Source organism: Halovivax sp. (assembly GCA_007119345.1).
Lineage (GTDB): Archaea > Halobacteriota > Halobacteria > Halobacteriales > Natrialbaceae > Halovivax.
Genome location: SKPV01000066.1, coordinates 1 through 20678 on the forward strand (window position 1 = coordinate 1; position 20678 = coordinate 20678).

Sequence of the window (20678 nt, forward strand, 5' to 3'; positions counted from 1 at the left end):
CCACCCACCCACCCGACGGCGAGCACCCGTCCGCTTCGCGGCGCGGCGTCTCCCCCGCGGCGCCGGCCGCCGCGTGCCGTTTTCCACCCCGACGAACCGTCTACAGAGTCGTGGCCCCGACGCCCCCTTCCGCCGACGCCCCACTTCCGCCGACGTCCCCATTTTGTCGACGTCCCCATTCCGTTGACGCCCGCAGTGCACAGTGGCGACGCCGCCTTCCGGCGAACTCAATCGGCACCGCCCCAGAACGGCCGGGAGTGACGGTCGACCGCCTCCTCAGTGGGGACGTTCGTCGCGAGGCTGACGACGACGAATATCGCGTAGGAGATGCACACCCCGACGAAGCCGTAGTGCATCCCGAGCGTGTACGTCGGCGGGATCAGTCCCGCAAAGAACAAGATGGTGATTCCCGGTCCCAAGACCAGAGACGCGACGCCGCCCGCGACCGTCCCGCCGCGCCAGAACGCGCCGAGGAAGACGGGAGCGGTGGTCGTCGCGAACCCGACGACCGCGAACGCGATCAGGTCGAAGATGCCAGCGGGACGAACCGCCGCCAGGAGGACCGCGAGCGCGATGATCGCGATCAGTAGCGCCTGCGTGACTCGCACCTCCGTCACCTCGTCCGCGTCGGGATCGACGAACTCGCAGTAGACGTCCCGGCTCACCATCGAACTCATCGTCAGCGCGACCGAATCGGCGGTCGACATGATCGCCGCGGTCGCGCCGGCCATCGCGACCCCGAAGACGACGGGGTGGGCGATCGCCTCGATCAGCAGCGGGATGACGTAGTCGACGTTCTCCGGTCGCGGAACGACGCCCAGCGACCACGCGCCCAGCAGCGCGCCACAGAGGTAGATCGGAATCGCGACGATCGCGAAGAGGAACCCCGACCGCCGCATCGTCGGCCCGTCGTTCGCCGAAAAGTACCGCTGGATGGTGTGCGGGTAGCCGGGGACGCCGAAGGTGAACGCCAGCGCCGCCGTGATCACCGCGAGCGGCGTCCAGGTTCCCCCGGGACCGTCGAGTTCGAAGAGTCCGGATTGCTCCGCGGCGGCCTCCTGCGCGATCGCGGTGGCGTCCATCCCGACCATCACGTACGCCGTCGCGCCGACGAGGACGGCGAACAGCACCGTCGACTGGATCGCGTCCGACCACACCACGCCCCGGTAGCCCGCGACGTGGATGTAGACGATCATGAACGCGGCCATCGCCAGGATCGCCGGCAGGTAGGGGATGCCGACCAGCGCGTCGAGCGCGACGCCGCCGCCGATCAGCTGGCCGGCGATCATCGCGACCATGAAGATCCCGGTGACCCCGAGGTAGACGACCCCGAGCAGCGGGCTGTCGTAGCGCTCGCGGACGTACTCGGAGGGCGTCAGGACGTCCATCTCCCGGCCGATCCGGTGGAGGGTGACGCCGACGGTCGCGAACACCAGCGTGTAGCAGACGGCCGCGATGGCGAGAAACGAGAAGTTGCCGAGGCCGGTGCCGACGGTCGCGGCGCCGATCCCGAAGACCGTGAACGCGCTCAGGACCGTCGCGACCAGCGTCAGGCCGAGCGCGAGCGTGCCCACCGTCCGATCGGCGACGTAGAAGTCCCGCGGCGTTCGCTGGGTGAACCGGGCGGCGTAGAACCCGACCGCGAGGACGAACAGCAGGTAGATCGCGAACGTCGCCTGGGCGACCGTGACCGGCATCGTCACCGGCCCCCGCGATCCGCGGCGGTCAGGAGGCCGACGGTCGCCCAAGCGAGTCCGAGCATCGCGACCACCACGCCGAGTTGCAGCCACAGCCACGCGGGCACGCCGAGTCGGAACCCGGTAAGCCCTCGAACGACGTAGAGGTGGCCGACCCCGATCGTGAGCAGCGCGGCCAGCAAGCCGACGAAGACGAACTTCGCCGTGGAACCGCGACCGAGTACGTCGGCGACCGAAGCGAACCGGCTCATTACGTCTCGTGTGACGGGCGGTCCCGAATAGGTGTTTCCACATCCGTCCGGGAGCCTCACGTGGAGGTGGTTCAGCGGCGCGCCGGTCGCCACGCGGTGGAGGTGGTTCAGCGGCGCGCCGGCCGCTGCACGTAGCATCGCGAGTCGGGGGAATCGCGGGGCCGGTGTCGATGGGACGCCTCTGTCGAGCGAACGCCGGGGCACGGACGGAAACGTTCGTGGCGCTTTCGTCGACGCGCACGGAAGTGACGCTCCGTCGACGCGCACGAGGCGTTCCCGGTGGACCGCCCGGTCCCGTACGCAACGGTTCGGGCGAGGATTGCTCGACACGGACGTGGCGCTCGTCGATGCGGCGTCGAACGCCCGGCGACGTTCCACACTTCCGCTAACTAAACTCTTAATCGGAGCAAGCGGGAAGTCCGGAAAACGTGCCCTCCCTGCCGGTCGAATTTGCAAAATATCGATTCTGGGCGGTCTGGAAGCGCGTCCTCTCCCTGTCGTGGCCCGTGATGGTCGAGCAGGTGCTGCGAACGCTGATGCGGACGACCGACCTCATCGTGGCGGGGTTCTTCTCGCCCGCCGCGGTCGCCGCGGTCGGGCTCGCCGACATCTACGCTCGGTTTCCGATCCGATTCGGTATCGGAATCGGCGACGGCGCGATCGCGCTCTCGAGTCAGGACACCGGCGCCGGTGCGACCGCCAACCGGGACGAAGCGGTCTCGCAGGCCCTGCTCATCGGGATCCTCGGCGGGATCCCGTTCGTCCTGTTCGGCCTGCTGGCCAACGAGTACGCGATCGCCGTCATCGGCGGGCTGGCCGAAGACGGGGCGATGGCCGAGGTCGTCGAGTACGGGAGCGTCTACCTCATGCTCATCATGCTGTCGGCGCCGGCGATCCACGTCAACTTCATCGCCGCGCGCTCGATCCAGGGGACCGGCGACACGCGGACGCCGATGTACGTCAACGGGGTCGTCAACGCGTTCAACATCCTGGCGACCGTCGGCCTCGCGTTCGGCGTCGGTCCCCTGCCCGCGCTCGGCGTGATCGGCATCGCCGCGGCGACCGCCATCGGAGACACCGCGGCCGCCGTGACGTTCCTCGCCGTCATCGGGATGGACTCCACCGACCTCCGGTACGTCAGACCCCGCCAGCTCGTCATCGCGAAGCAACTCGTCGTCATCAGCTGGCCGCGGATCGCCGAGGGCGTCTCGGAGATGATCGCCGAGTTTCCGTTCAACGCGATCCTGCTGGCGTTCGGCACCGAGGTCAACGCGGCCTACCACGTCGGGCGGCGGATGTACCAGCAGGTCGCCTCCCCGCTCGCTCGGGGCTACGGCGTCGCGGCGAACGTCTTGGTCGGCCAGGCGCTCGGTCGCGGCGACCCGCGGGAGGCGTACTACGTCGGCGCCGCCGCGACCGGGTTGAGCGCGCTCACGATCGGCGGCCTCTGCGCCGCCCTCTTCCTGTACGCGGACCGGTTCGTCCGCGTGTTCACGCGCGACCCCGCGACCGTCGGCTACGCCATCGGGTTCGCGCAGGCGTACGCCGTCGCGGCGTTCCTGATCGCGATCTACATCGTCCTGGCGGGCTCGCTCCGGGGCGGGAGCGAAACGCTGACCCCGTTCGTCGCCCGGATGGTCGGGACGTTCGTCTTCCTGCTCGGATTCACCTACGTCGCCGGCGTCGTCCTCGGGTACGGCGTGACCGCGGCCTACGTGGCCGTGGTCCTCGACTTCGCGTTCCGCGTCGGCTACGTCGGGATCGTCTACTACCGCCGCAGGTGGGTCGACCGGGGTACCTCGATGATGTACGAACGCGGAAGCGTGGCGGAATCCGCCGGAGACGACTGAGTTCGAAAATCGATCGGTCTCGGTCCTCGCCGTGACGACGTCGGTCGTGGCTACGTCGGTGAGGGTCAGCCCGATCCGGGCGACGCTACCGGCGGCCCGACCAAACCGCACCTGCTGGCTGTCGGTGGCGGCGGCCGAAACGGAACGCCCGGACGGCGGCCCGCCCCCGAAAAACGTGACTCCGGGGACAGTCGGACGGCCTACCGACCCCTCGCCCGCGACGGCGGGTCCGCGAGCGCCTTCGCCCGCGACGGCGGGCTCCCGAGCGTCCTCACCCGCGGCGACGCCGAACGTCGTCCAGGGCGCCCGACCGGGTCGCGTACCCGATGCCGATCGCGTCGCAGTCGAGACACTCCCAGCGGTACTCCCCACGGAGTCCGCGGATCGAGACGACCGCGTCGCAGTCGGGGCAGCGCTTGGCCCGCCGCCGTTCGCCTACGCGTTCGAGAACGTCGCCGACGGTCCGATCTCGCACCATGTTACCGCCGGGTCGCGACCGAACCCGTATATGCTTTCTCGCCGACGGGGCCGCGACGCGGCGGTCGGTCAACTCACATCGGCCGGGTCGACTCCGCGAACCGCACCGAAGCGGAGACGACGGCCGACCGTACCGCATCGAAGCGGAGACGACGGCCGACCGTACCGCATCGAAGCGGAGACGACGGCCGACCGTACCGCATCGAAGCGGAGACGACGGCCGACCGAACCGCACCGGAGCCGAGATACCGGTCGACCGAACCGCACCGGTTCCGGGCCGATGACCTCGCGAACCGAAGAGAATTCCGGTAACCGGCCTCGCAAACCCCTCGAAACATCCTTGTAAACCCCTCGAAACGTGCATACGCGTGCCAAATCGTTTTCTTCGGACCGTCACTCATCGTCCGTCGTGGGACTCTCCGCCTCGCCGCTCAAACGCTGGTTCGTGAAGGGAGTGGTGATCACCATCCCGCTCGTCGTCACGCTCCTCGTGGTCGTCATCGCGTTCGACCTCTTGCTCGGCCTCCTCTCGCCGGTAGTCGCGGGCGTGGCGATCGTCTGGACGAACGAGCCGCGAGACGAGATCGTGGCGGGCCTGACCGTGGCGAGCCTCCCCGGGCTCTTCGTCCTCGTCGGTCTCGTCGCGGAGTACACGCCCGGGGAACGGCTCTCCCGAAACGTCCATCGGACGATGGGGACGATCCCCGGCGTGGGCGCCGTCTACACCAGCATCCGCCGGGCGAGCAACATCGTCGTCGACGACGACACCCGGCAGTTCCAGGACGTGAAACTCGTCGAGTTTCCACACCGCGACGCCTACGCGCTCGGGTTCCTGACCGCTGACACGCCGACCCAGATCGATGACGCCGCCGGAATCGACGAGTTGTGTTCGATCATGATTCCGCTCGGACCGAACCCGATGACGAACGGCTTTATCATCAACGTGCCCGCCGAGCGCCTCCGGGACGTCGACCTCACCGTCGAGGAAGCCGTCGGGACGATCGCGACGCTCGGCGTGGCGTCCGACCGGCTCGACGATGGGGGCCGTTGATCCGAATCCCGGGACACCGGGCGACGACTGCTTCGCGTCGTCGATCGACTCGGGTCGGCCGGCCGGAGGTTCCTCCGCATCGCGATCGACTCGGGTCGCTCAGCGCGAGCGTCTTTGTTGTTCACGTCTCCTCGCCGGATTCGGGGGCTTGAACCTGCGGGCCCAAGGGTATAGCCGATTCCGGCGCTACCGTTCTCCATGGAGACGCGCTGGGCGACCGTCGACGGGGTCCACATGCAGCTGCCGACGGAGTGTACCGTCGAGGACCTCCGAGAGGCCCTCACCAAACCCCGGGATGCGGTACTTATCGCGGTGACCGGCGATCTCGTCTCGGTCGTCCACGACGAAGACGCCCCGCTATCGGGTATGGTCGCGGGATGTGCGGACGAATACTACTTCCGCTGGGAGGACGGCCCGGACCGCAACGAGATCCTCGATGCGCCGGAGCTCGATCGCGCGCTCGCGGAGCCGGCCTCGTCCGAGACGACGTTTCAGCGACCGGGAATAGATCGGTGAGGCCGAACCCCCGTCGATCGGTGAGGCCCGGAGTCCCTATCACGCGGGAGAGACCGCCGACCTATCGGACGTTCGATCAGTCACGCGATCCGGCGGGCCCTAAACAGTATTGGGCCAACCCTTGAGCCGACTGCCCGGCAACGAGTAGTTACGATGGTCACACTCCACCCCCGCTCGATCGAAACCGACGCTTTCCACGCCCTCCTCGCGGACTCTCGGCGCCGTCGGCTGCTCGCACACCTCCGCAGGCACCGCCAGAGTTCCCTCGCGGAGTGCGTCCGCGCGATCGTCGAGCGAGAAGGTAAGCGGTCGCTAGCGGACGACGGTGCGCGCGAGCGCGTCGCGATCTCGCTGGTGCACGATCACCTGCCGCGACTCGCCGACTACGATATCGTCGAGTACGACGCCGAAGCCCGGACGGTGTCGGTCGGCGACGCGTTCGACGACCTCGCGGCCGCGCTCGAGGGCTACCCGGAGCGCTCGCGAGCCCCGTCGCCCCACCCGTCCGACGACTGAGCCGTCCGTAGCCGGTGGGCTCCGGCGTCGGAATGGTTCCGATCGGCGATCGCCGGGGCCGGTTCTCGACGAGCGAGATCGGCGGGGTCGAGCTCCGAATCGAGTCCGAACCCGCTCGCTCCGTCACTCGTACGCCGCGAACTCCGTGCCGAATAGCGCGAAGTAGGCGACGCCGATCATCCCGACGACGCTGGCGATCGTGAACGAAACCTCCGGACTGACGAACTGCCAGAGGTAGCCGCCGAGCGCGCCGCTCGGGATCACGATCGCACCCCGCAGGAAGTAGTACGAGCCGGTTACCCGACCGCCCGCCCCCCGCTCGGCCGGGCCGACGATCAGCGCCTTGTGCGCCGGCAGGCCGGCGAACCGCAGCCCGGAGAAGGCAAAGAGCGCGATCAGGACCCAGACCTCGTCGATCGCTCCGACGTACTCGGGCCCGAAGATCAACAGGACGGGGAAGATGGCGTAGACGAAGAAACCGAACCCGACCACGGGTTTGAGGCCGGTGTGCTCGGCGATCTTGGCGGCCGGCGCCATCGTCAACAGCGCGACCAGCATCTCGACCCCCAGGAGCACGCCGAAGAACGCGGCGGGCGAGAGGTCGACCGTCCCGACCGCGGGGAGGGTCGCCGTCAGCCCGATATCCATCAGCTGGGTGATCACCAGGATGAAGAACACGTACACCATCCCGTTGGCGAACCGGACGAAGGTGTCAGCCACCAGTAGCGGACGGAGCGGGTCGGGCAGCGCCCGGAGGTCGTCTCTGATCTGGCCGAAGCCCTCGAACTCCTTGCCCACCGTATCCGCGTCGGCGTCGTACAGGAGGTGCTGGGCGACCGTCCCGAGCAGGGCGAAGACGATGGCGATCGCGAGGACCCACAGGAAGCCGGGCAGCAACTCGTCGGCGACGAGGACGGCGACGAGCAGCGGCGCGATGAGAAACGCCGTCCGCCGGAACGTCTCCGTGCTCGCGAACCCGCGAGCCAGCCGGCTCGGTTCCGTCGCCTGCTTGACGATCGCGTAGTGGCCGCCGATCCCGAACGACTTCCAGCACTGGGCCAGCAGGAGCCCGACGAAGACCCAGACCCAGGGCTCGACCGCGAACGCGACGAGGTCGATCGTCGGCGCGTAGGCGGCGACCAGCCAGATCGCGAACCCGAGACTCGAGACGAAGCCGAAGACGGTCAGGGCGTACCGCGAGCCGACCCGGTCGGAGACGACTCCGCCGTAGTAGGGGTAAACCGCCCCGATGACGTTGCCGAGCGTCGCGAACAGGCCGACGACGAACCCCGTCGCGCCGAGGAAGACGAGGTACTCCGGCAGGAAGCGGTTGGTCATCTGGAAGCCCAGACTGAACGCGAACATCGCCAGCGAGAGGACCAGCACGTCCCGCTGGAGGGAGAAGAACTGGCGGAACGCGTCCAGCGGGCCGGCGACCTCGGCCTGCCGTCGGGTCATAGGCGACCTCACTCACGCATCCCTCAAAAACACCCCTGCAATCCGTGGGGATTGCCGATATCGAACGATCCCGAGCCCGAGCGATACCACGTGTCTTCGGTCCTGAGCCGATCCTCGGTGCATCAGATGCTGGATCCGAGCGATATCCCGAGTCACCGGTCCCGAGCCGATCCTCGGTGCATCAGATGCTGGATCCGAGCGATATCCCGAGTCACCGGTCCCGAGCCGATCCCCGTCGCGATCTGATCCGAGCCGTTCCTCCGTCATCCGGCACCGAACGTCGCGGACGGTCGTCGGGCGTTCCGCGAGGATCGACGGCGAACGCGGGCGATCACTCCAGGAACGAGGACGGGTCCTTCTCGTAGAGCTCCCACATCGTGATCTCCGCGTTCCGGATCTCCGCGGAGCGAGGGTGGTCCTCGCTCGTGAGGTCGGTCCAGTCGAGCACGCCGGGGAAGACGAGCGGGATCGAGTACGTGCGGACGTCGTCCCAGGCGGGCCCCTCGCCAGAGCACTCCGCTGCGACGAGCGTCGCGGTGTCGGCGGCGTACTCGTCGCCGACGTAGTCGGGTTCGATTCCGAGGCCGAGCTTGTAGGGGTAGGCGACCCAGTGCCAGCGCGTGCCGGCGCCGTGGTGGACGGCGGGCGTCCAGGTGTAGACGCCCCCGGCCTCGAGCTGTTTGGTGTCCGCGGGGTGGTCGGTCCGGAGCGCACGGGACATCTCGACGGTCCAGACGCCGTCGTCCCACGATCCGGTCGCCGTCCAGTCCGCGGCGCTGCCGTGGGGCTCCCGCACGGGGCGTCGGGGGATCATCGCACCCTCTCGCTCGGCGACGCCGGGGTCGAACGCGACCGCGTCGTCCTCGTGGAGCGCGTAGGTGCCCTCGCCCTGGGCGGGGATTTCTCCGTCCCGAACCGCGCGATAGTCGAGCGCGCCGCCCGCGACCACGTCCGGATCCCACATCAACTCGGGGCCGTCTTCGGGATCCCACTCCTGGGTTCCGTACGTGTTCCGTCCCCGGTCGGAGTGGCGGTAGTCCAGAACGTGGTGGTCCGTCCCGTAGCCCGTGGGATCGCTCCGGTGGGCCCGCCACATCGGCAGATCGAGGAAGACGCCGTCGTCCTTCAGCCGGTCGAGTTCCTCCTGCGAGCGCATCCGTCGCCAGTCGTTCTCCCACCACTCGCCCGCACAGGCCTGCGGGATGAACTTCCGGACGTCGGTCTTATCGAGCCCGTCCGGACCGTAGTGGTCGTGGGACCGAACCTCCGCCTCGGAGACCGCGTCCGGCATCGACCGCATCCCCGCGTGGGCTGTCAGCCAACCGCCGAACTCCTCGAATCCCTTCACGGAGCCGTCGTCCACCAGGAAGCTCAGGCGGTCCTCGTAGAATCCCCGGTACTCGCCGGCGTCGCCCCCGACGACCCACGGGGACGGGTCGGCGAACCGCTCCCACCGTCCGTCGCGGTAGATCAGCATATCGTGCAGCCAGCCCCCGGGGTCCGGCTGGTCCCACTCGAAGCGGAAGTGGATCCGCTCGTCGTCGAACGCGACCTGCGTTCGGAGTTCCTTGGAGAGGGTCTTGGGACGCCAGCGCTCGTGCATGGCGCGGGATGCGCGCGTCGTCGGATTGGGCGTTTCGATCAGCGCAGGGTTCGGCCGACGACCGCGCCGGCGAGTCCGCGGCGCCGCGTCAGCTCGCCGGAACGCGGGCGAGGAAGTCCGCGAGCACGCGGTTGAACGCCTCGACCCGGTCCTGGTTCACCAGATGGCCGGCGTCGGGGATCTCGACGCGGTCGCCGGTCGCCACCGAGGACGCGATCGCGTCGCCCTGGCGCTTGACGGGGCAGGCCTCGTGGTCGCCGTAGACGGCGAGCGTGGGCGTCTCGACGCCGTCGAGCGCGGGCGCGTCGTAGCGGTAGAGGGCGTCGAACACCTTGCGGTACTCCCGGGCGGGGACGTCGGCGACGCCGCGGATGGCGCGCTCGCGCACCTCGCGATCGAGCGCCAGCCACGGGGCGCCGGTCGTCGCGCGGATTCCGGCGAGCATCGAGCGGAAGGTCGCCTCCTGTCCGGCGAGCGCGAGGGACGTCGAAATCGCCGGGATCGGCGAGAACAGGGGCTTGGCGGACGTCGGCATCGGGACGGGCGGCATCGACCGGACGGGGCCCCCGAGGACGGCCCCTCGAGCGCGGTCGGGGTGACGGTGGAGGTACTCCTGGACGACCATCGAGCCGAGCGAGAGGCCGACGAGCGCGGGCCGGTCGACGTCGAGGTGAGCGAGCAGCGCCTCGAGGTCGTCGGCGAAGAGTTCGATCGAGTAGCGGTCGGCGGCGGTGGCGCCGGTCCGACCGTGGCCGCGGACGTCGAGGGTGATCGTCCGGTGCTCGTCGGCGAAGCGCTCGACCTGGGGGTACCAGGCGTTCCCGTCCATCCAGCCGCCGTGAACGAACACCAGCGGGTCGCCGTCGCCGGCGGTCTCGTAGTGGATGGTCCCGTCGTCGAGCGTGAGTGCGGACATGGTCCCGAGGTTGTCGCCCGATCCGTAAGGGCGATCCGGTTGCGGTCGCCGATGCCGGTTCGGGGCCGATGCCGATCCGGAGCCGATGCCGATTGCGGTCGCCGATACCGGTCAGGTGTCGATACCGGTCCGGGGCCGATACCGGTTTACCGCCGTCGACCGTATCGGCGAGTGAAATGTCCGGGGGACGCTACCACCCGCCCGTCACCTTCGACCGCGATGGGGCGACCGTGCGCGTCAGGGACGCCCTCGAAAGCGCCGAGCTGACGATCGACGTAGACGGCGATCCGGCGCCGGAACCCGCCCTGGAGGACGTCCTCCTGTTTCCCGTCGACGAGGCGATCACGGTGTCGGCGTCGTCGCTGCGGTTCGAGACCGCCTTCGGCCGAACCATCTGGGACGAGAACGGGGACCCGCTCGACGGCGGTTGCGACGAGCGCGGGGAGTTCCCTCACGGCACGTACTACGTCTCGATCGTTGGGGCCGTGAAGGTACACCTCCGGATCAACGACGCGGCGTTCGCGACCGAACAGCGGATCGGCGACGGGGCAGATCACGCGGTGAAGATCGACCTGGCGGAGCCGTCACAGGTCACGATCGGCGCCCGGTCGCTCCACTCGCGGCCGGAGGCGACCATCACGGTCCCCGACGACCCCGACGCCCTGCTCGAAGCCCTCCCGTACGTGGCCTCCTCGATCAAGGAGTTCAGCTGCGAGCGGTCCTGGCCGACGCTCCGGGGTCACCCGCCGACGCTGGAGCGCGGCGAGGAGTTCCGAGTGCCGCCGGCGCTGCGGGCGCCAGAGACGGGCGTCGCCGTCGAGATTCCGGCGACCTACGAGCACTGTTTCCAGGTCGCGCCGCTGGTCTTCTACCTCGGCGCGGCGGTGCGAGCGGCCGACCGACCCGCGCTCGCGCTCGCGAACGGCCACGTCGAACCGCTCGAAACCGCGCGACAGTCGGTCGAAGAGCGGGTCGCGGACCTGCTGTCGCGCTGTCTCCTGCTCGACTCGCTGGTCAGGGAATCCGGCTACACGCCGACGGAACGAGTCGAGTACGATCTGCTCGCTCCGCACCTGCCGTTTTACCCGCCGAACCTGTACGACGTTTCGCTCTCGGAACAACTGCTCGAGTACCTGGAGGTTTCGCGGGACGTCATCGAACCGTTTCTCCCCGAGTGGCCGAAGACGGCGGTGTTGCGGCCGGCTCCCTCGGACGTCAAGTACCTCTCGCCGCTGCTTCACGAACTCGCGCTGATTCGGGTCGAACGCTCGGGGCGGTCGCCGAGGACCGATCGAGCGACGCCGGCCGCCGACTCGATACCGGATTCGGCCCTGACCGCGCACACGAACGGGAACCCGCAGCCGGGCACCTGTCTGCTCGCGCCCGAGGCGTTCGAACACGCGCGGGACTTCGAGCGACCGACGTCGGCCGATGCGCGCATCGCGATAGCGACCCGAGAACCCGAGCGTGCGCGGTCGTTCCGACGACTCGAGGATCGCCTCGATCCCGACGCGAGCGTGAGGGTGATCGAGCAACCCACGGTGGCGGAGTTCGGTCGAATGCTCTCGACCGACCACACGATCCTCTACTCCGATCTCCCGGGAACGGAACGCGGCGTCCGGTGCGCCGACGGGACGTTCGTCGTCGGGGACGCCGACGACGTCGGCGCGACGGCGGTCGGACTCGCCGCCGGAGCGTCGCCGACGGACTGCCTCGAACTCGTGTCCGCGGGAGCGGTCGCGGGATTCGTGACCGACGATCGGGTTCGGCCCGGCGTCGCGCGACCGCTGCTGACGCTGTTTGCCAACGGCTTCACACTCCAACACGCGTCCGTCCTGGCGGGTCTCGACCGCGAAACGGACGTCCGGTACGTCGGGGACGCGTCGGTGACGGTCGTTCGCCGACCCGGAGAGTCGCCGATACTGGCGGACGTTCGACCGACCGGCCGAGACGAGTTCGAGTTCGAACTCCGGAGTCGCCCCACCGACGTCGCTCGACTCGGAGCAGTCGTGCATTTCGAGGCGGACGACGGATCGCTCGCGCGACTCTTCGACGAAGCCGTTCACGACGGGTTCTGGCTCGTCGGCGCGCGCGTCGAGCAACCCCGCCGGCTCTCCGTCGACGACGTCGCGACGCTCGTCGAGGACGAGACGATCGTGGTCAAGCTGAACGACCGCTTGCTGACCGGCGACGGGGCCGACGTCGAATCGATCGTCCGCGAAGCCGGCGGACGAACGGCCGCCGACGCGGAGTGATTCGGTGGGCCGGGGTGGTCGCGAAAACCGGCCGCGGAAGGGACGTCGAAGAGTCGTCGCCGGTGCCCCGCACGATCGGCGGTCGCCGAAAGGCGTATCCGTACCGACCAACTATTTACTCCGGAATGAGTAAACTATTGTCCGTCCTGGCGACAGGCACCGCATCGCTCACCAACTGCCGACGCACCGTCCGTCACTCCCCCGGATTCCCGACGCCCGCCTCGGAGCGACGCGACGGCCGGCCCGCGACGCGCGTACCGGCGGGTGGCTTCTTGACGGGATGATCGGCCGGGCCCCGGTGGGCCCGGATCCGGGCGGGGTCGCCGTCCGGTGCCGTTACTCGTCGGTCGTCGCTGATCGCGCGGCGACTCAAACCGTGAATTCGGTCCGGGCCTGGCACGACCGGTCGCTCGCGCGGAGTTCGCCGACGGCGGTGTACGAGCCGGGTTCCGGATCCCGCCACGCCGCGTCGAAGCTGCGGGGCTCGCCCGGCTCGAATCGTTCGCTCCCCATCACTTGCGCGTACATCCGCCCCGCCGAGAACCGCCAGACTTCCCGATCGCCGTCGTAGACGGCGACGTCCGCCCGACCGGCGTCCGTGAACCGCGCTTGCACGGGCTCGGAACCGGTGTTGGTCACGGTCAGCGTGAACGCCACGCCGTCGTCGGTCGGTTCCGCAGCCAGCGTCGCCTCGAGCGTCATGGGCGCAGTTTCCGACGCCGTCGCCATTATACTTTGGTCCCGGGCGCCAAAATCGGCCGACGGGGGCGGCCGAGCGACCGTTCGAATGGGGTCGGGGGGAACGACTGCGGATACGGGCAGTGAGGTGATGCCCCTGACCGCAGTTGGAGGTTATTTCCATAGAAAATTAACTCTTTCGACGTTCGGAACGGTTGCGCCGGGCGACACGGAACGGCTCGAACGAACGCTACACATTTGAGCGGGCCGGCCCAAGCGCCAGACGTGCAAGTCGTCGGGTACGAACCGACCGGTCGCGGGGCTGCGCTGCTCGTCGTCGACGACGACGGCCGCCTCACTCGACAGCCACTCCAACCCGGGACGGAACTCGCGTACGCGCTCGGCGAGCGACGGTGCGCCGGTCGAATCGACCGGGCCGCCGACCGCCACGAGTCCTGCGATCGCCTCGCGGCGCCCTACTGCGAGGAACACGCCTCGACCTGGATCTGCGCGCGCTGTACCGGTACGTGCCTGAAAGACGAGATGGACTGCTACGACGAGCACGCCGTCTACATCGCCGCGTTCGCGCCGACGACGTTCAAGGTCGGCGTCACGAGGCTGGAGCGCCTCGAGACCAGGTTCAGAGAGCAAGGCGCGGACCGTGGGGCGCACGTACACACCGTCTCGAACGGGCGCATCGCTCGGGAACTCGAAGCGGAGTACGCCGACGCGCTGCCCGATCGCGTCGGAACGCCCAGCAAGGTCGCCGGGCTCGCGGCGACGGTCGAGGATGCCGCCTGGGAGTCGGTGCTCGCGGACTTCGACGTGATCGATCGCTTCGCGTTCGACTACGGGCTCGATCTGTCGAGCCGACCGGTTGCCGAAACGATCGCGACGGGGACGGTCGTCGGCTGCAAGGGCCGGCTCCTGGTGATAGCGCGCGGCGGAACGCGATACGCCGTCGACATGCGGGACCTGGTCGGATACGAGGTCGCGGTCGGCGGGACGGACCGCCACCTCCAGTCGTCGCTCGGCTCGTTCGGGTCCCCCTGACGGCGGCGCGGGCGGAACGCGGTGGCGGCGTAGCGCGCGAGACGGGACCGGCCCCGGCGACGGCCATGACAATCCTTTTCCGACCCGCTGGGTAATTCCGACGCATGGCAGACAACAGCGGCGACGCCGACGATGGCGCCGACGAGGCCGGAGACGACGGCGAAGAGAAATCCTTCCGTGAGCGCGTCGAAGAGATCCGCGAGAAGCGCGCCGAAGAGGGCGAGTCGGGCGAGGCTCCCGAGAGCCCGTTCGGCGGCGGCGGTCCCGGCATGGGCGGCGGCGGCAACCCCTTCGCCCAGATGATGGGCGGCATGATGGGCGGCGGTCCCGGCGGGGCCCGCGGCCAGGAGGCGGGCAACGAGGAACTCGTCCGGGAGGTTCGCCAGCTTCGCGACGAGGTTCGCGACGCGACCAGACAGCTCCAGCGGATCGCCGACGCGCTCGAGGACGACTGATCGCCGCGACGGCGACCGGCCGGCCGGGCCCCCGGGGCCGATCGATTCCACCCGAGCGCCGCCAGGGCGCGGTCGAGCCGACCGATTCTCCGACCGCCGATCCGGGAGCGACGCCGCCGGATCGCTCCCGGGAACGGATCGGAGGCCGGCTACCGTCGGTCCACGAGGCGGCCGACCGAGGGGGCCACGTAGCGCTCGTAGTACGGCTCGAGGTGTTCGTAGACGTCCCACCGGTCGATCAGCGCGTCCGCCGCGTGGACGCTGAGATACGCGAGCGCGACGCCCGCAACGACGTCGATCGCCCAGTGGATGCCGAGGTACATCGTCGAGAACGCGACGCTGCCCGCGAGGACGAGCGCGATCGGGTACCAGCCGCGGTAGACCTCCCGGGTTCGGTAGGCGAAGATCGCGACCGTCACCGACAGGGAGGTGTGCAGCGACGGAAAGACGTTCGTGTTTCGATTGACCTCGCCGGTCAGATGCTGATAGCGCGGGTACGCGTCGTACAGCAGGCCCTCCGCGGCGAAGTTTCGGGGACCGTACACGATGAAGAAGACGTAGATCAGCGGCCCGACCGTGTAGTTGATCGTGTAGGCGGTCAGGAGCAGTCGAACCGGCTTCGTCTCCGAGAGCGCGAAGTAGGCGACGACCGGAAAGATGAGCAAGAATGCGTAGCCGTAGACGTAGACGAACGAGAAGTACGCCGTCAGCGCCGGCGTCTCGTAGCGCTGGATCCAGCCGACGAGGTTCCCCTCGATCTCGAAGAACGTCCAGGTGAGCTCCCAGCCGATCATCCAGGAGACGTCGGGAATGAACTGTCGGACGACGCTGTTGACGAGCAGGACGACCACGAGGACGATTCCGATCGGGACGATCGACCGCAGCCGCGACGGGAACTCGTTCCGGGTCCGAACGAGTCGGTTCCGGCCGACGAGCCAGACGGTCGCGACGGCCAGCATGAACCCGACCACCAGCGTCAATTGTACGAGAACGCGAAGGAGCATCGGATCAGTTTCTCACGAGGAGGTTCCCGTCCTCGTCGTACCGGTAGCCGTGCTCTTCGAACGCCTCCCTGGCGGCCGTTTCGTCGAGTTCCCCGTCGGTTCCGAGGAAGGGGGTGATCGGATCCGAGTCCGCCCACTCGAGCGATGACGTCAGCCACTCGCCGGTAACCGGCGACGCGATCGGCTCGGCCTTCCCGGCGAAGACTTCCTCGACGAGGTTCTCCTTGTCGAGCAGCGACGCCACGGTTCGACGGAAGTTCGCGTTCTGCAGCGGTGCCGCCCGCGTGTTGAACCCGACGCAGTAGATCGCCCGGGACGGCGACTCCACGATCGCCACGTCGTCGTCGAGATCGGCCGCGTCGACGACTTCGGGGTCGAGCGGGGAGATCGTTACGTCGGCGTCGCCCTCCTCGATCGCCTCGATCGCGGCGCCGGTGCTGGGGACCACGTCGATCCGAAACGTCTCGGTGCGCAGCGTCGGCAGGTCCAGCGCGTTCAGTGCGAAGTGATCCTCGTGGCGCTCGAGTTCGATCCGGTCTCGCTCGGATCGATCGACGAACGCGAACGGACCGCTGCCGATCGGCGGGACGTTGTCCGTCACCACGGCTTCGGTCGTCCCCTCCGCGGTGTCGACGCCGGGAAATTCCGCCTCGTCGGTCCGGTCGGCCCAGACGTGTTCGGGGAGGATCGGCACGGTGAACGCGTTCTCGGCCGCCTCCGGACCGCCGGCCGCCCGGATTCGGAGTCGGTTATCGGAGACCACCCTCACCTCCTCGATCGCCGTCGCCCGACCCCGATACAGCGGCGCCGGTGACGGAACGTCGGTTTTGCCGAGCGTCGTATCCGCGAGAAACCGGTAGGTGAACGCGACGTCCGCGGCGGTCAGCGGTTCGCCGTCGTGCCAGGTGGCAGAACGGAGCCGGACCGTCGCCCACTTGCCCCGACCCTCCCCGGTTTCGTCGTCGTAGTCCGCCCCGTTCTCGTCGTCCTCCGTCCCGTTCTCGTCGTCGTCTTCCGTCCCGTTCTCGTCGTCGTCTTCCGTCCCGTTCTCGTCGTCGTCCTCCGTCCCGTTCTCGTCGTCGTCCGCACCGCTCTCGTCGCGGTCCTCCGTACCCCTCTCGTCGCCGTCGTTCGTACCGCTCTCGTCGTCTTCGTCGCCGTCTTCCCACTCCCACTCCTCGGCCAGCCACGGGACGATTTCGTCGTCGTCGTAGGTGCCGAGCGAGTCGTACAGCAGGTCGACGAAGATTCCGCGGTCGCGGTACTCCGCGGAGATGGGATTGAGGTTCTTCGTCGGTCGAACGTCCGTGATCACGCCCCTGAGTTCGGTGACGTCGGAGTCGGGATCGGCTGCCACGTACGCCAGCCGGTCGCCGAGATGGTGGCGATCCCAGCCGTCGAACCGGTCCCCCCCGACGAGTCGACACTCCGTCGGCCTGCAGATCGGGGTCAGCACCTGCTCGTTGACGACCGCCCACAGCAGTTCGGTGACGTCGTCGCGTCGTTGCTCGCCCGTCCCGCGGCGCTGACGCTCGAGGGCGTTGTCGATCGGGATGTGAGCGAATCCGAACGGGTTCTGCCAGCCCCACTCGTCGGCGAACTTCGAGTGGAACGCCTCGTAGAGGAAGTCCGGGTCGATCCCGCCCGGGTGCCGAGCGACGAAGAGGTCGTAGTCGTGATTGATCAGGATCTCCCGGTGGAGCTCTTCCCGGGTGAACAGCGAGAGGTCGGCGTCGACACCCGATAGCTCGAGGGCCTCCTGGAGCGCCGTGGCGAGCTGGATCGCCTGCGGGTCGTCGTCGCCCGGCACGGTCGAGATCGAGAGCGAGAGGTGATTGTCCGGCGCCCGCCTGACCACGTTGCGGACCTCGCGTATACAGCCGCCGAGGGCGGCCGATGCGCCGGCCGCTCCGCCGGCGAGCGCTCGTCGTCGCGTGATGGCCCGGCTCGCGGCCGCCTGCTCCTGGTCCATTCGATCGTGGCATATACTTGGCCGGGCACGCTATAACAGTATTGCGCACGGATCATCGCGCGAGACACTCACCCGACGACGTTCACGTTCGTCCGAGCAGTCGTCCGGTAAGCGCCTCCAGGCGGTCGTAGAGCGGCGCGATCCGCTCGTACGTCCGGCCCAGTCGACGGGTCGCCGGTTCGAGACGGCTGGGGACGTCCCACCGACCCACCAGTCGATCGGCCAGCGCCACGCTCCCCGCGGCGAGGACCAGTCCGGCGAGCACGTCGACCGCCCAGTGGATGCCGAGGTACATCGTGGAGATCCAGACGCTGACGGCGAGGCCGACCGCGACGGGCGTCCACAGCGGAAACTCCCGACGAGTTCGGTACGCGAAGATCGCCACCGTCGCCGACAGCGACGTGTGCAGCGACGGGAAGACGTTCGTGTTGTGGTTGACCTCTCCGGTGAGATGCTGGTAATCCGGGCGGAAGGTGTACAGCATGGTCCCGATCTCTTCGCCGAGCAGGTTCCGGGGACCGTACGCGAGCACGAGCACGTAGACGGTCGCACCGATCGCGTAGTTCAGCGTGTAGGCGGCCAGCAGTCGCCTGAGGGTGGTCGTGTCCCGCAGCGCGAAGTAGGCCACGACCGGGAAGATCAGCATGAACGCGTACGCGTAGATGTAGATAAACGAGAAGTACCTGGTCAGCGGCGTGCTGGAGACGGTCTGGAAGAGCAGAACGAAATCCCCCTCGACGTCGTAGATGAGTCCGGTGGCCCGGATGCCGTAGGTCCGAGAGACGCCGATCAGGTCCTGACGTGCGAGGCGATTCACCAGCAAGACCGGCACCAGGACCGTCGCGATCGGCAGCGCCGCCCCGACGCGCCGGCGCCAGTCCCCGAGGGCGGCCCACAGCCGACCGACGCCGACGATCGTCGGGATCGCGACCGCCAGCATGACCGCGACGACGACCGTCAACCGCGCCAGCACGTCGACCAGCATCAGTAGTTCACCACCAGCCGGCCGTCATCGTCGTAGCGGAAGCCGGCATCCCGGAAGGCGTCGCGGGCGGCCGACTCGTCGAGTTCGCCGTCCCGGCCGGCGAACGGCGCCACGGGGTCCGCCCCGTTCCACTCGAACGCCGAGGGAGCGGTCTCGTCGTCCGCGGGGACCGCGACGGGGTCGGCGTGGCCGTCGAACACCGATTCGACGAGCCAGGTGCGGTCGAGCAGCCTCGCCACCGCCTGTCTAAAGTTCGGATTGGCGAACGGCGCGCGCCTGACGTTGAAGCCGACGTGGTACACCGAGCGCGCCTCGGACGTCACCACGGACGCCTCCTCGGCGGCCGCCGCCGCGTCCACCACGTGGGCCTCGAGCGCGGAGACGGTCGCGTCCGCTCGCCCGGCGTCGACCAGGTCGATCGCCGACGCGCCGTTGGGAGCGACCCGGAGACGAAACTCCTCGACGGGCGGCGCCGGGAGCTCGACGTCGGAGCGCAACGAAAAGTGATCCTCGAACCGCTCGAGCGTCAACCGGTCGCGTTCGCTCCGTTCTCCGAAGGCGAACGGGCCGCTTCCCACGCGCGCTACGTCGTCGGACAGGACGGCATCGCGGAGCCACTCCTCGGTCACCGCCGTCTCGTCGTCCAACCCCTCGACGAGGTCCCGCCAGACGTGTTCGGGAAGGATCGGCACGGTGAGGACGTCGCGGACGACGTCCGGCACCGCGTCGACGACGAACTCGACGGCCCGCTCGTCGACGACCTCGATCGATCGCACCGCCGACAGCTCCCGGCGGTATCGGGGCGACGGAACCGGCGTTTCCGCTCGGCCGAGCGAGAGATCCCCCAGGAACTCGTAGGTGAACGCGACGTCCGCGGCGTCGAGGGACTCCCCGTCGTGGAACCGACAGTCGGACCCGATCGTCACGAGCAGTTCCGACCCGTCCCGCTCCCAGTCGGCCGCGAGCCAGGGAACAAACTCGCCCTCGAGCCACGTCCCGAGCGAGTCGTAGAGGAGGTCGATCACGGTTCCGCGGTCCCGGTAGTGGGCGGCCAGCGGGTTCAGGTTCTGGGTCGGACGCGCGTCGGTCGTCGCGACGGTGAGCCGATCGTCCGCTTCGAGCGGGTCGAGCGCGAGGTAGGCGCGTCCGTCGGCCAGGTGGGACCGATCCCACCCGTCGAAGCGATCCTCCCGGACGACCCGATTTTCGTGGGAGAGACACAGGGGAACGAACGGCTTTTCTACCACGGTCCGCTCCAGAACGTCCGCGAGCGTCTCCCGACGCTCGTCGCCGGTCTGACGACGCTGGGCCTCGAGCTGCTCGTCGAGATCGATGCTCGAGAAGCCGAACGGGTTCTGCCAGCCGACCTCGTTTTTGAACCGCGAGTGGAGTAATTCGTAGAGAAAGTCCGGATCCCGCCGACCCGGATACCGACCCACGTAGAGGTCGAAGTCGTTGTCGAACAGCACGGTCCGCTCGAACTCGTGGGTCGTCCGCGGATCGACGGAAACGTCGATACCGACCGCCTCGAGGTTCGATTCGAGGGCCTGGAAGATGCCGTTGACCTGCCGGTCGTCGTCGTCCGGGACGGTGGTGATCGTCACCGAGAGCTGGTTGCTGGAGGTGTGGACGACGCTCCCGACGCGGTTCGAACAGCCGCTCAGCGAGAGCGCGACGCCGGCCGCCCCCGACGCGAGCAACGTCCGCCTGCCGACGCCGCGACGGCCGGACCCTCTACCGTTCATTCGACTCTATCGTGAATATATAGCTCTGACATATAGTTATATTGTGATAGTCCGTTCCGTGCGACTCGGACGCATTCGGATACCGCGTCGGGCCTGGACGGGTCATTCGGACGCCGCGTCGGGCCTGGACGGGTCATTCGGACGCCGCCTCGGCCCGAACGGGTCATTCGGACGCCGCCTCGGCCCGAACGGGTCA

18 protein-coding genes are annotated in these 20678 nt (G+C 68.7%); 7 read left to right on the forward strand and 11 right to left on the reverse strand.

Annotation, left to right across the window (positions count from 1 at the left end; all coding sequences use genetic code 11):
• Positions 1-227: 227 nt before the first annotated feature.
• Positions 228-1697 (reverse strand): sodium:solute symporter, encoded by a 1470-nt coding sequence (locus tag QZT59_RS04830; protein WP_290812141.1) that lies wholly within the window; start codon positions 1695-1697, stop codon positions 228-230.
• A gap of 2 nt (positions 1698-1699) precedes the next feature.
• Positions 1700-1948, reverse strand: a complete 249-nt coding sequence (locus QZT59_RS04835) for a hypothetical protein (RefSeq protein ID WP_290812144.1) — start codon at positions 1946-1948, stop codon at positions 1700-1702.
• A gap of 509 nt (positions 1949-2457) precedes the next feature.
• Between QZT59_RS04835 and QZT59_RS04840 the strand changes: the two genes are divergently transcribed.
• Complete coding sequence (locus tag QZT59_RS04840) at positions 2458-3798, forward strand: MATE family efflux transporter (protein WP_290812190.1); 1341 nt, start codon at positions 2458-2460, stop codon at positions 3796-3798.
• Positions 3799-4069: 271 nt separating this feature from the next.
• Here QZT59_RS04840 and QZT59_RS04845 read toward each other — a convergent pair whose 3' ends face one another.
• Positions 4070-4276, reverse strand: coding sequence for a hypothetical protein (locus QZT59_RS04845; protein WP_290812147.1), 207 nt, complete (start codon positions 4274-4276; stop codon positions 4070-4072).
• A 408-nt stretch (positions 4277-4684) separates the two neighbouring features.
• Here QZT59_RS04845 and QZT59_RS04850 point away from each other — a divergent pair, with 408 nt between their 5' ends.
• The 3 genes from QZT59_RS04850 to QZT59_RS04860 all read left to right on the forward strand — a co-directional run bounded on the left by QZT59_RS04850 (position 4685) and on the right by QZT59_RS04860 (position 6358).
• Positions 4685-5326 (forward strand): DUF502 domain-containing protein, encoded by a 642-nt coding sequence (locus QZT59_RS04850; protein WP_290812150.1) that lies wholly within the window; start codon positions 4685-4687, stop codon positions 5324-5326.
• Positions 5327-5524: 198 nt separating this feature from the next.
• Positions 5525-5842: a hypothetical protein gene (locus QZT59_RS04855; RefSeq protein ID WP_290812153.1), complete on the forward strand. Its 318-nt coding sequence runs from the start codon at positions 5525-5527 to the stop codon at positions 5840-5842.
• A 153-nt stretch (positions 5843-5995) separates the two neighbouring features.
• Positions 5996-6358: a hypothetical protein gene (locus tag QZT59_RS04860; protein WP_290812156.1), complete on the forward strand. Its 363-nt coding sequence runs from the start codon at positions 5996-5998 to the stop codon at positions 6356-6358.
• Between the two features lie 123 nt (positions 6359-6481).
• Here QZT59_RS04860 and QZT59_RS04865 read toward each other — a convergent pair whose 3' ends face one another.
• The 3 genes from QZT59_RS04865 to QZT59_RS04875 form a co-directional block, all read right to left on the reverse strand.
• Positions 6482-7816, reverse strand: a complete 1335-nt coding sequence (locus QZT59_RS04865) for an MFS transporter (protein ID WP_290812159.1) — start codon at positions 7814-7816, stop codon at positions 6482-6484.
• 331 nt (positions 7817-8147) lie between these two features.
• Positions 8148-9419 (reverse strand): ethylbenzene dehydrogenase-related protein, encoded by a 1272-nt coding sequence (locus QZT59_RS04870; RefSeq protein ID WP_290812162.1) that lies wholly within the window; start codon positions 9417-9419, stop codon positions 8148-8150.
• An 88-nt stretch (positions 9420-9507) separates the two neighbouring features.
• On the reverse strand, positions 9508-10335 hold the full coding sequence (locus QZT59_RS04875; RefSeq protein ID WP_290812165.1) for an alpha/beta fold hydrolase: 828 nt from the start codon (positions 10333-10335) through the stop codon (positions 9508-9510).
• A gap of 176 nt (positions 10336-10511) precedes the next feature.
• On the opposite strand from QZT59_RS04875, the gene QZT59_RS04880 reads away from it, so the two are divergent.
• Positions 10512-12590: a hypothetical protein gene (locus tag QZT59_RS04880; RefSeq protein ID WP_290812168.1), complete on the forward strand. Its 2079-nt coding sequence runs from the start codon at positions 10512-10514 to the stop codon at positions 12588-12590.
• 369 nt (positions 12591-12959) lie between these two features.
• Here the strand turns inward: QZT59_RS04880 and QZT59_RS04885 are convergent, their stop codons facing one another.
• Complete coding sequence (locus tag QZT59_RS04885; protein ID WP_290812171.1) at positions 12960-13292, reverse strand: BsuPI-related putative proteinase inhibitor; 333 nt, start codon at positions 13290-13292, stop codon at positions 12960-12962.
• A 261-nt stretch (positions 13293-13553) separates the two neighbouring features.
• On the opposite strand from QZT59_RS04885, the gene QZT59_RS04890 reads away from it, so the two are divergent.
• Positions 13554-14321 (forward strand): DUF2797 domain-containing protein, encoded by a 768-nt coding sequence (locus QZT59_RS04890; RefSeq protein WP_290812174.1) that lies wholly within the window; start codon positions 13554-13556, stop codon positions 14319-14321.
• A 104-nt stretch (positions 14322-14425) separates the two neighbouring features.
• A complete protein-coding gene (locus QZT59_RS04895) occupies positions 14426-14776 on the forward strand; it encodes a hypothetical protein (RefSeq protein ID WP_290812176.1) in 351 nt (116 codons plus the stop codon).
• Positions 14777-14925: 149 nt separating this feature from the next.
• Here QZT59_RS04895 and QZT59_RS04900 read toward each other — a convergent pair whose 3' ends face one another.
• The 4 genes from QZT59_RS04900 to QZT59_RS04915 form a co-directional block, all read right to left on the reverse strand.
• Positions 14926-15780, reverse strand: a complete 855-nt coding sequence (locus tag QZT59_RS04900; RefSeq protein ID WP_290812179.1) for a phosphatase PAP2 family protein — start codon at positions 15778-15780, stop codon at positions 14926-14928.
• A gap of 4 nt (positions 15781-15784) precedes the next feature.
• Positions 15785-17752 carry an ABC transporter substrate-binding protein gene (locus QZT59_RS04905; RefSeq protein WP_290812181.1) on the reverse strand — a complete coding sequence of 656 codons (1968 nt, stop codon included), beginning with the start codon at positions 17750-17752 and terminating at the stop codon, positions 15785-15787.
• Between the two features lie 82 nt (positions 17753-17834).
• Entirely contained in the window at positions 17835-18737 is a 903-nt protein-coding gene (locus tag QZT59_RS04910; protein ID WP_290812184.1) for a phosphatase PAP2 family protein, read from the reverse strand.
• Positions 18737-20482: an ABC transporter substrate-binding protein gene (locus tag QZT59_RS04915; RefSeq protein ID WP_290812187.1), complete on the reverse strand. Its 1746-nt coding sequence runs from the start codon at positions 20480-20482 to the stop codon at positions 18737-18739. The genes QZT59_RS04910 and QZT59_RS04915 overlap by 1 nt, the downstream gene beginning before the upstream one ends.
• Between the last annotated feature and the right edge of the window lie 196 nt (positions 20483-20678).

Bases quoted from the DNA above. Each gene is read 5' to 3' on its own strand.
- QZT59_RS04870 (WP_290812162.1), bottom strand. From the start codon at position 9,419: ATGCACGAGCGCTGGCGTCCCAAGACCCTCTCCAAGGAACTCCGAACG.
- QZT59_RS04875 (WP_290812165.1), bottom strand. From the start codon at position 10,335: ATGTCCGCACTCACGCTCGACGACGGGACCATCCACTACGAGACCGCC.
- QZT59_RS04900 (WP_290812179.1), bottom strand. From the start codon at position 15,780: ATGCTCCTTCGCGTTCTCGTACAATTGACGCTGGTGGTCGGGTTCATG.
- QZT59_RS04830 (WP_290812141.1), bottom strand. From the start codon at position 1,697: ATGCCGGTCACGGTCGCCCAGGCGACGTTCGCGATCTACCTGCTGTTC.
- QZT59_RS04910 (WP_290812184.1), bottom strand. From the start codon at position 18,737: ATGCTGGTCGACGTGCTGGCGCGGTTGACGGTCGTCGTCGCGGTCATG.
- QZT59_RS04880 (WP_290812168.1), top strand. From the start codon at position 10,512: ATGTCCGGGGGACGCTACCACCCGCCCGTCACCTTCGACCGCGATGGG.
- QZT59_RS04835 (WP_290812144.1), bottom strand. From the start codon at position 1,948: ATGAGCCGGTTCGCTTCGGTCGCCGACGTACTCGGTCGCGGTTCCACG.
- QZT59_RS04840 (WP_290812190.1), top strand. From the start codon at position 2,458: ATGGTCGAGCAGGTGCTGCGAACGCTGATGCGGACGACCGACCTCATC.
- QZT59_RS04845 (WP_290812147.1), bottom strand. From the start codon at position 4,276: ATGGTGCGAGATCGGACCGTCGGCGACGTTCTCGAACGCGTAGGCGAA.
- QZT59_RS04885 (WP_290812171.1), bottom strand. From the start codon at position 13,292: ATGACGCTCGAGGCGACGCTGGCTGCGGAACCGACCGACGACGGCGTG.
- QZT59_RS04855 (WP_290812153.1), top strand. From the start codon at position 5,525: ATGGAGACGCGCTGGGCGACCGTCGACGGGGTCCACATGCAGCTGCCG.
- QZT59_RS04915 (WP_290812187.1), bottom strand. From the start codon at position 20,482: ATGAACGGTAGAGGGTCCGGCCGTCGCGGCGTCGGCAGGCGGACGTTG.
- QZT59_RS04865 (WP_290812159.1), bottom strand. From the start codon at position 7,816: ATGACCCGACGGCAGGCCGAGGTCGCCGGCCCGCTGGACGCGTTCCGC.
- QZT59_RS04860 (WP_290812156.1), top strand. From the start codon at position 5,996: ATGGTCACACTCCACCCCCGCTCGATCGAAACCGACGCTTTCCACGCC.
- QZT59_RS04905 (WP_290812181.1), bottom strand. From the start codon at position 17,752: ATGGACCAGGAGCAGGCGGCCGCGAGCCGGGCCATCACGCGACGACGA.
- QZT59_RS04895 (WP_290812176.1), top strand. From the start codon at position 14,426: ATGGCAGACAACAGCGGCGACGCCGACGATGGCGCCGACGAGGCCGGA.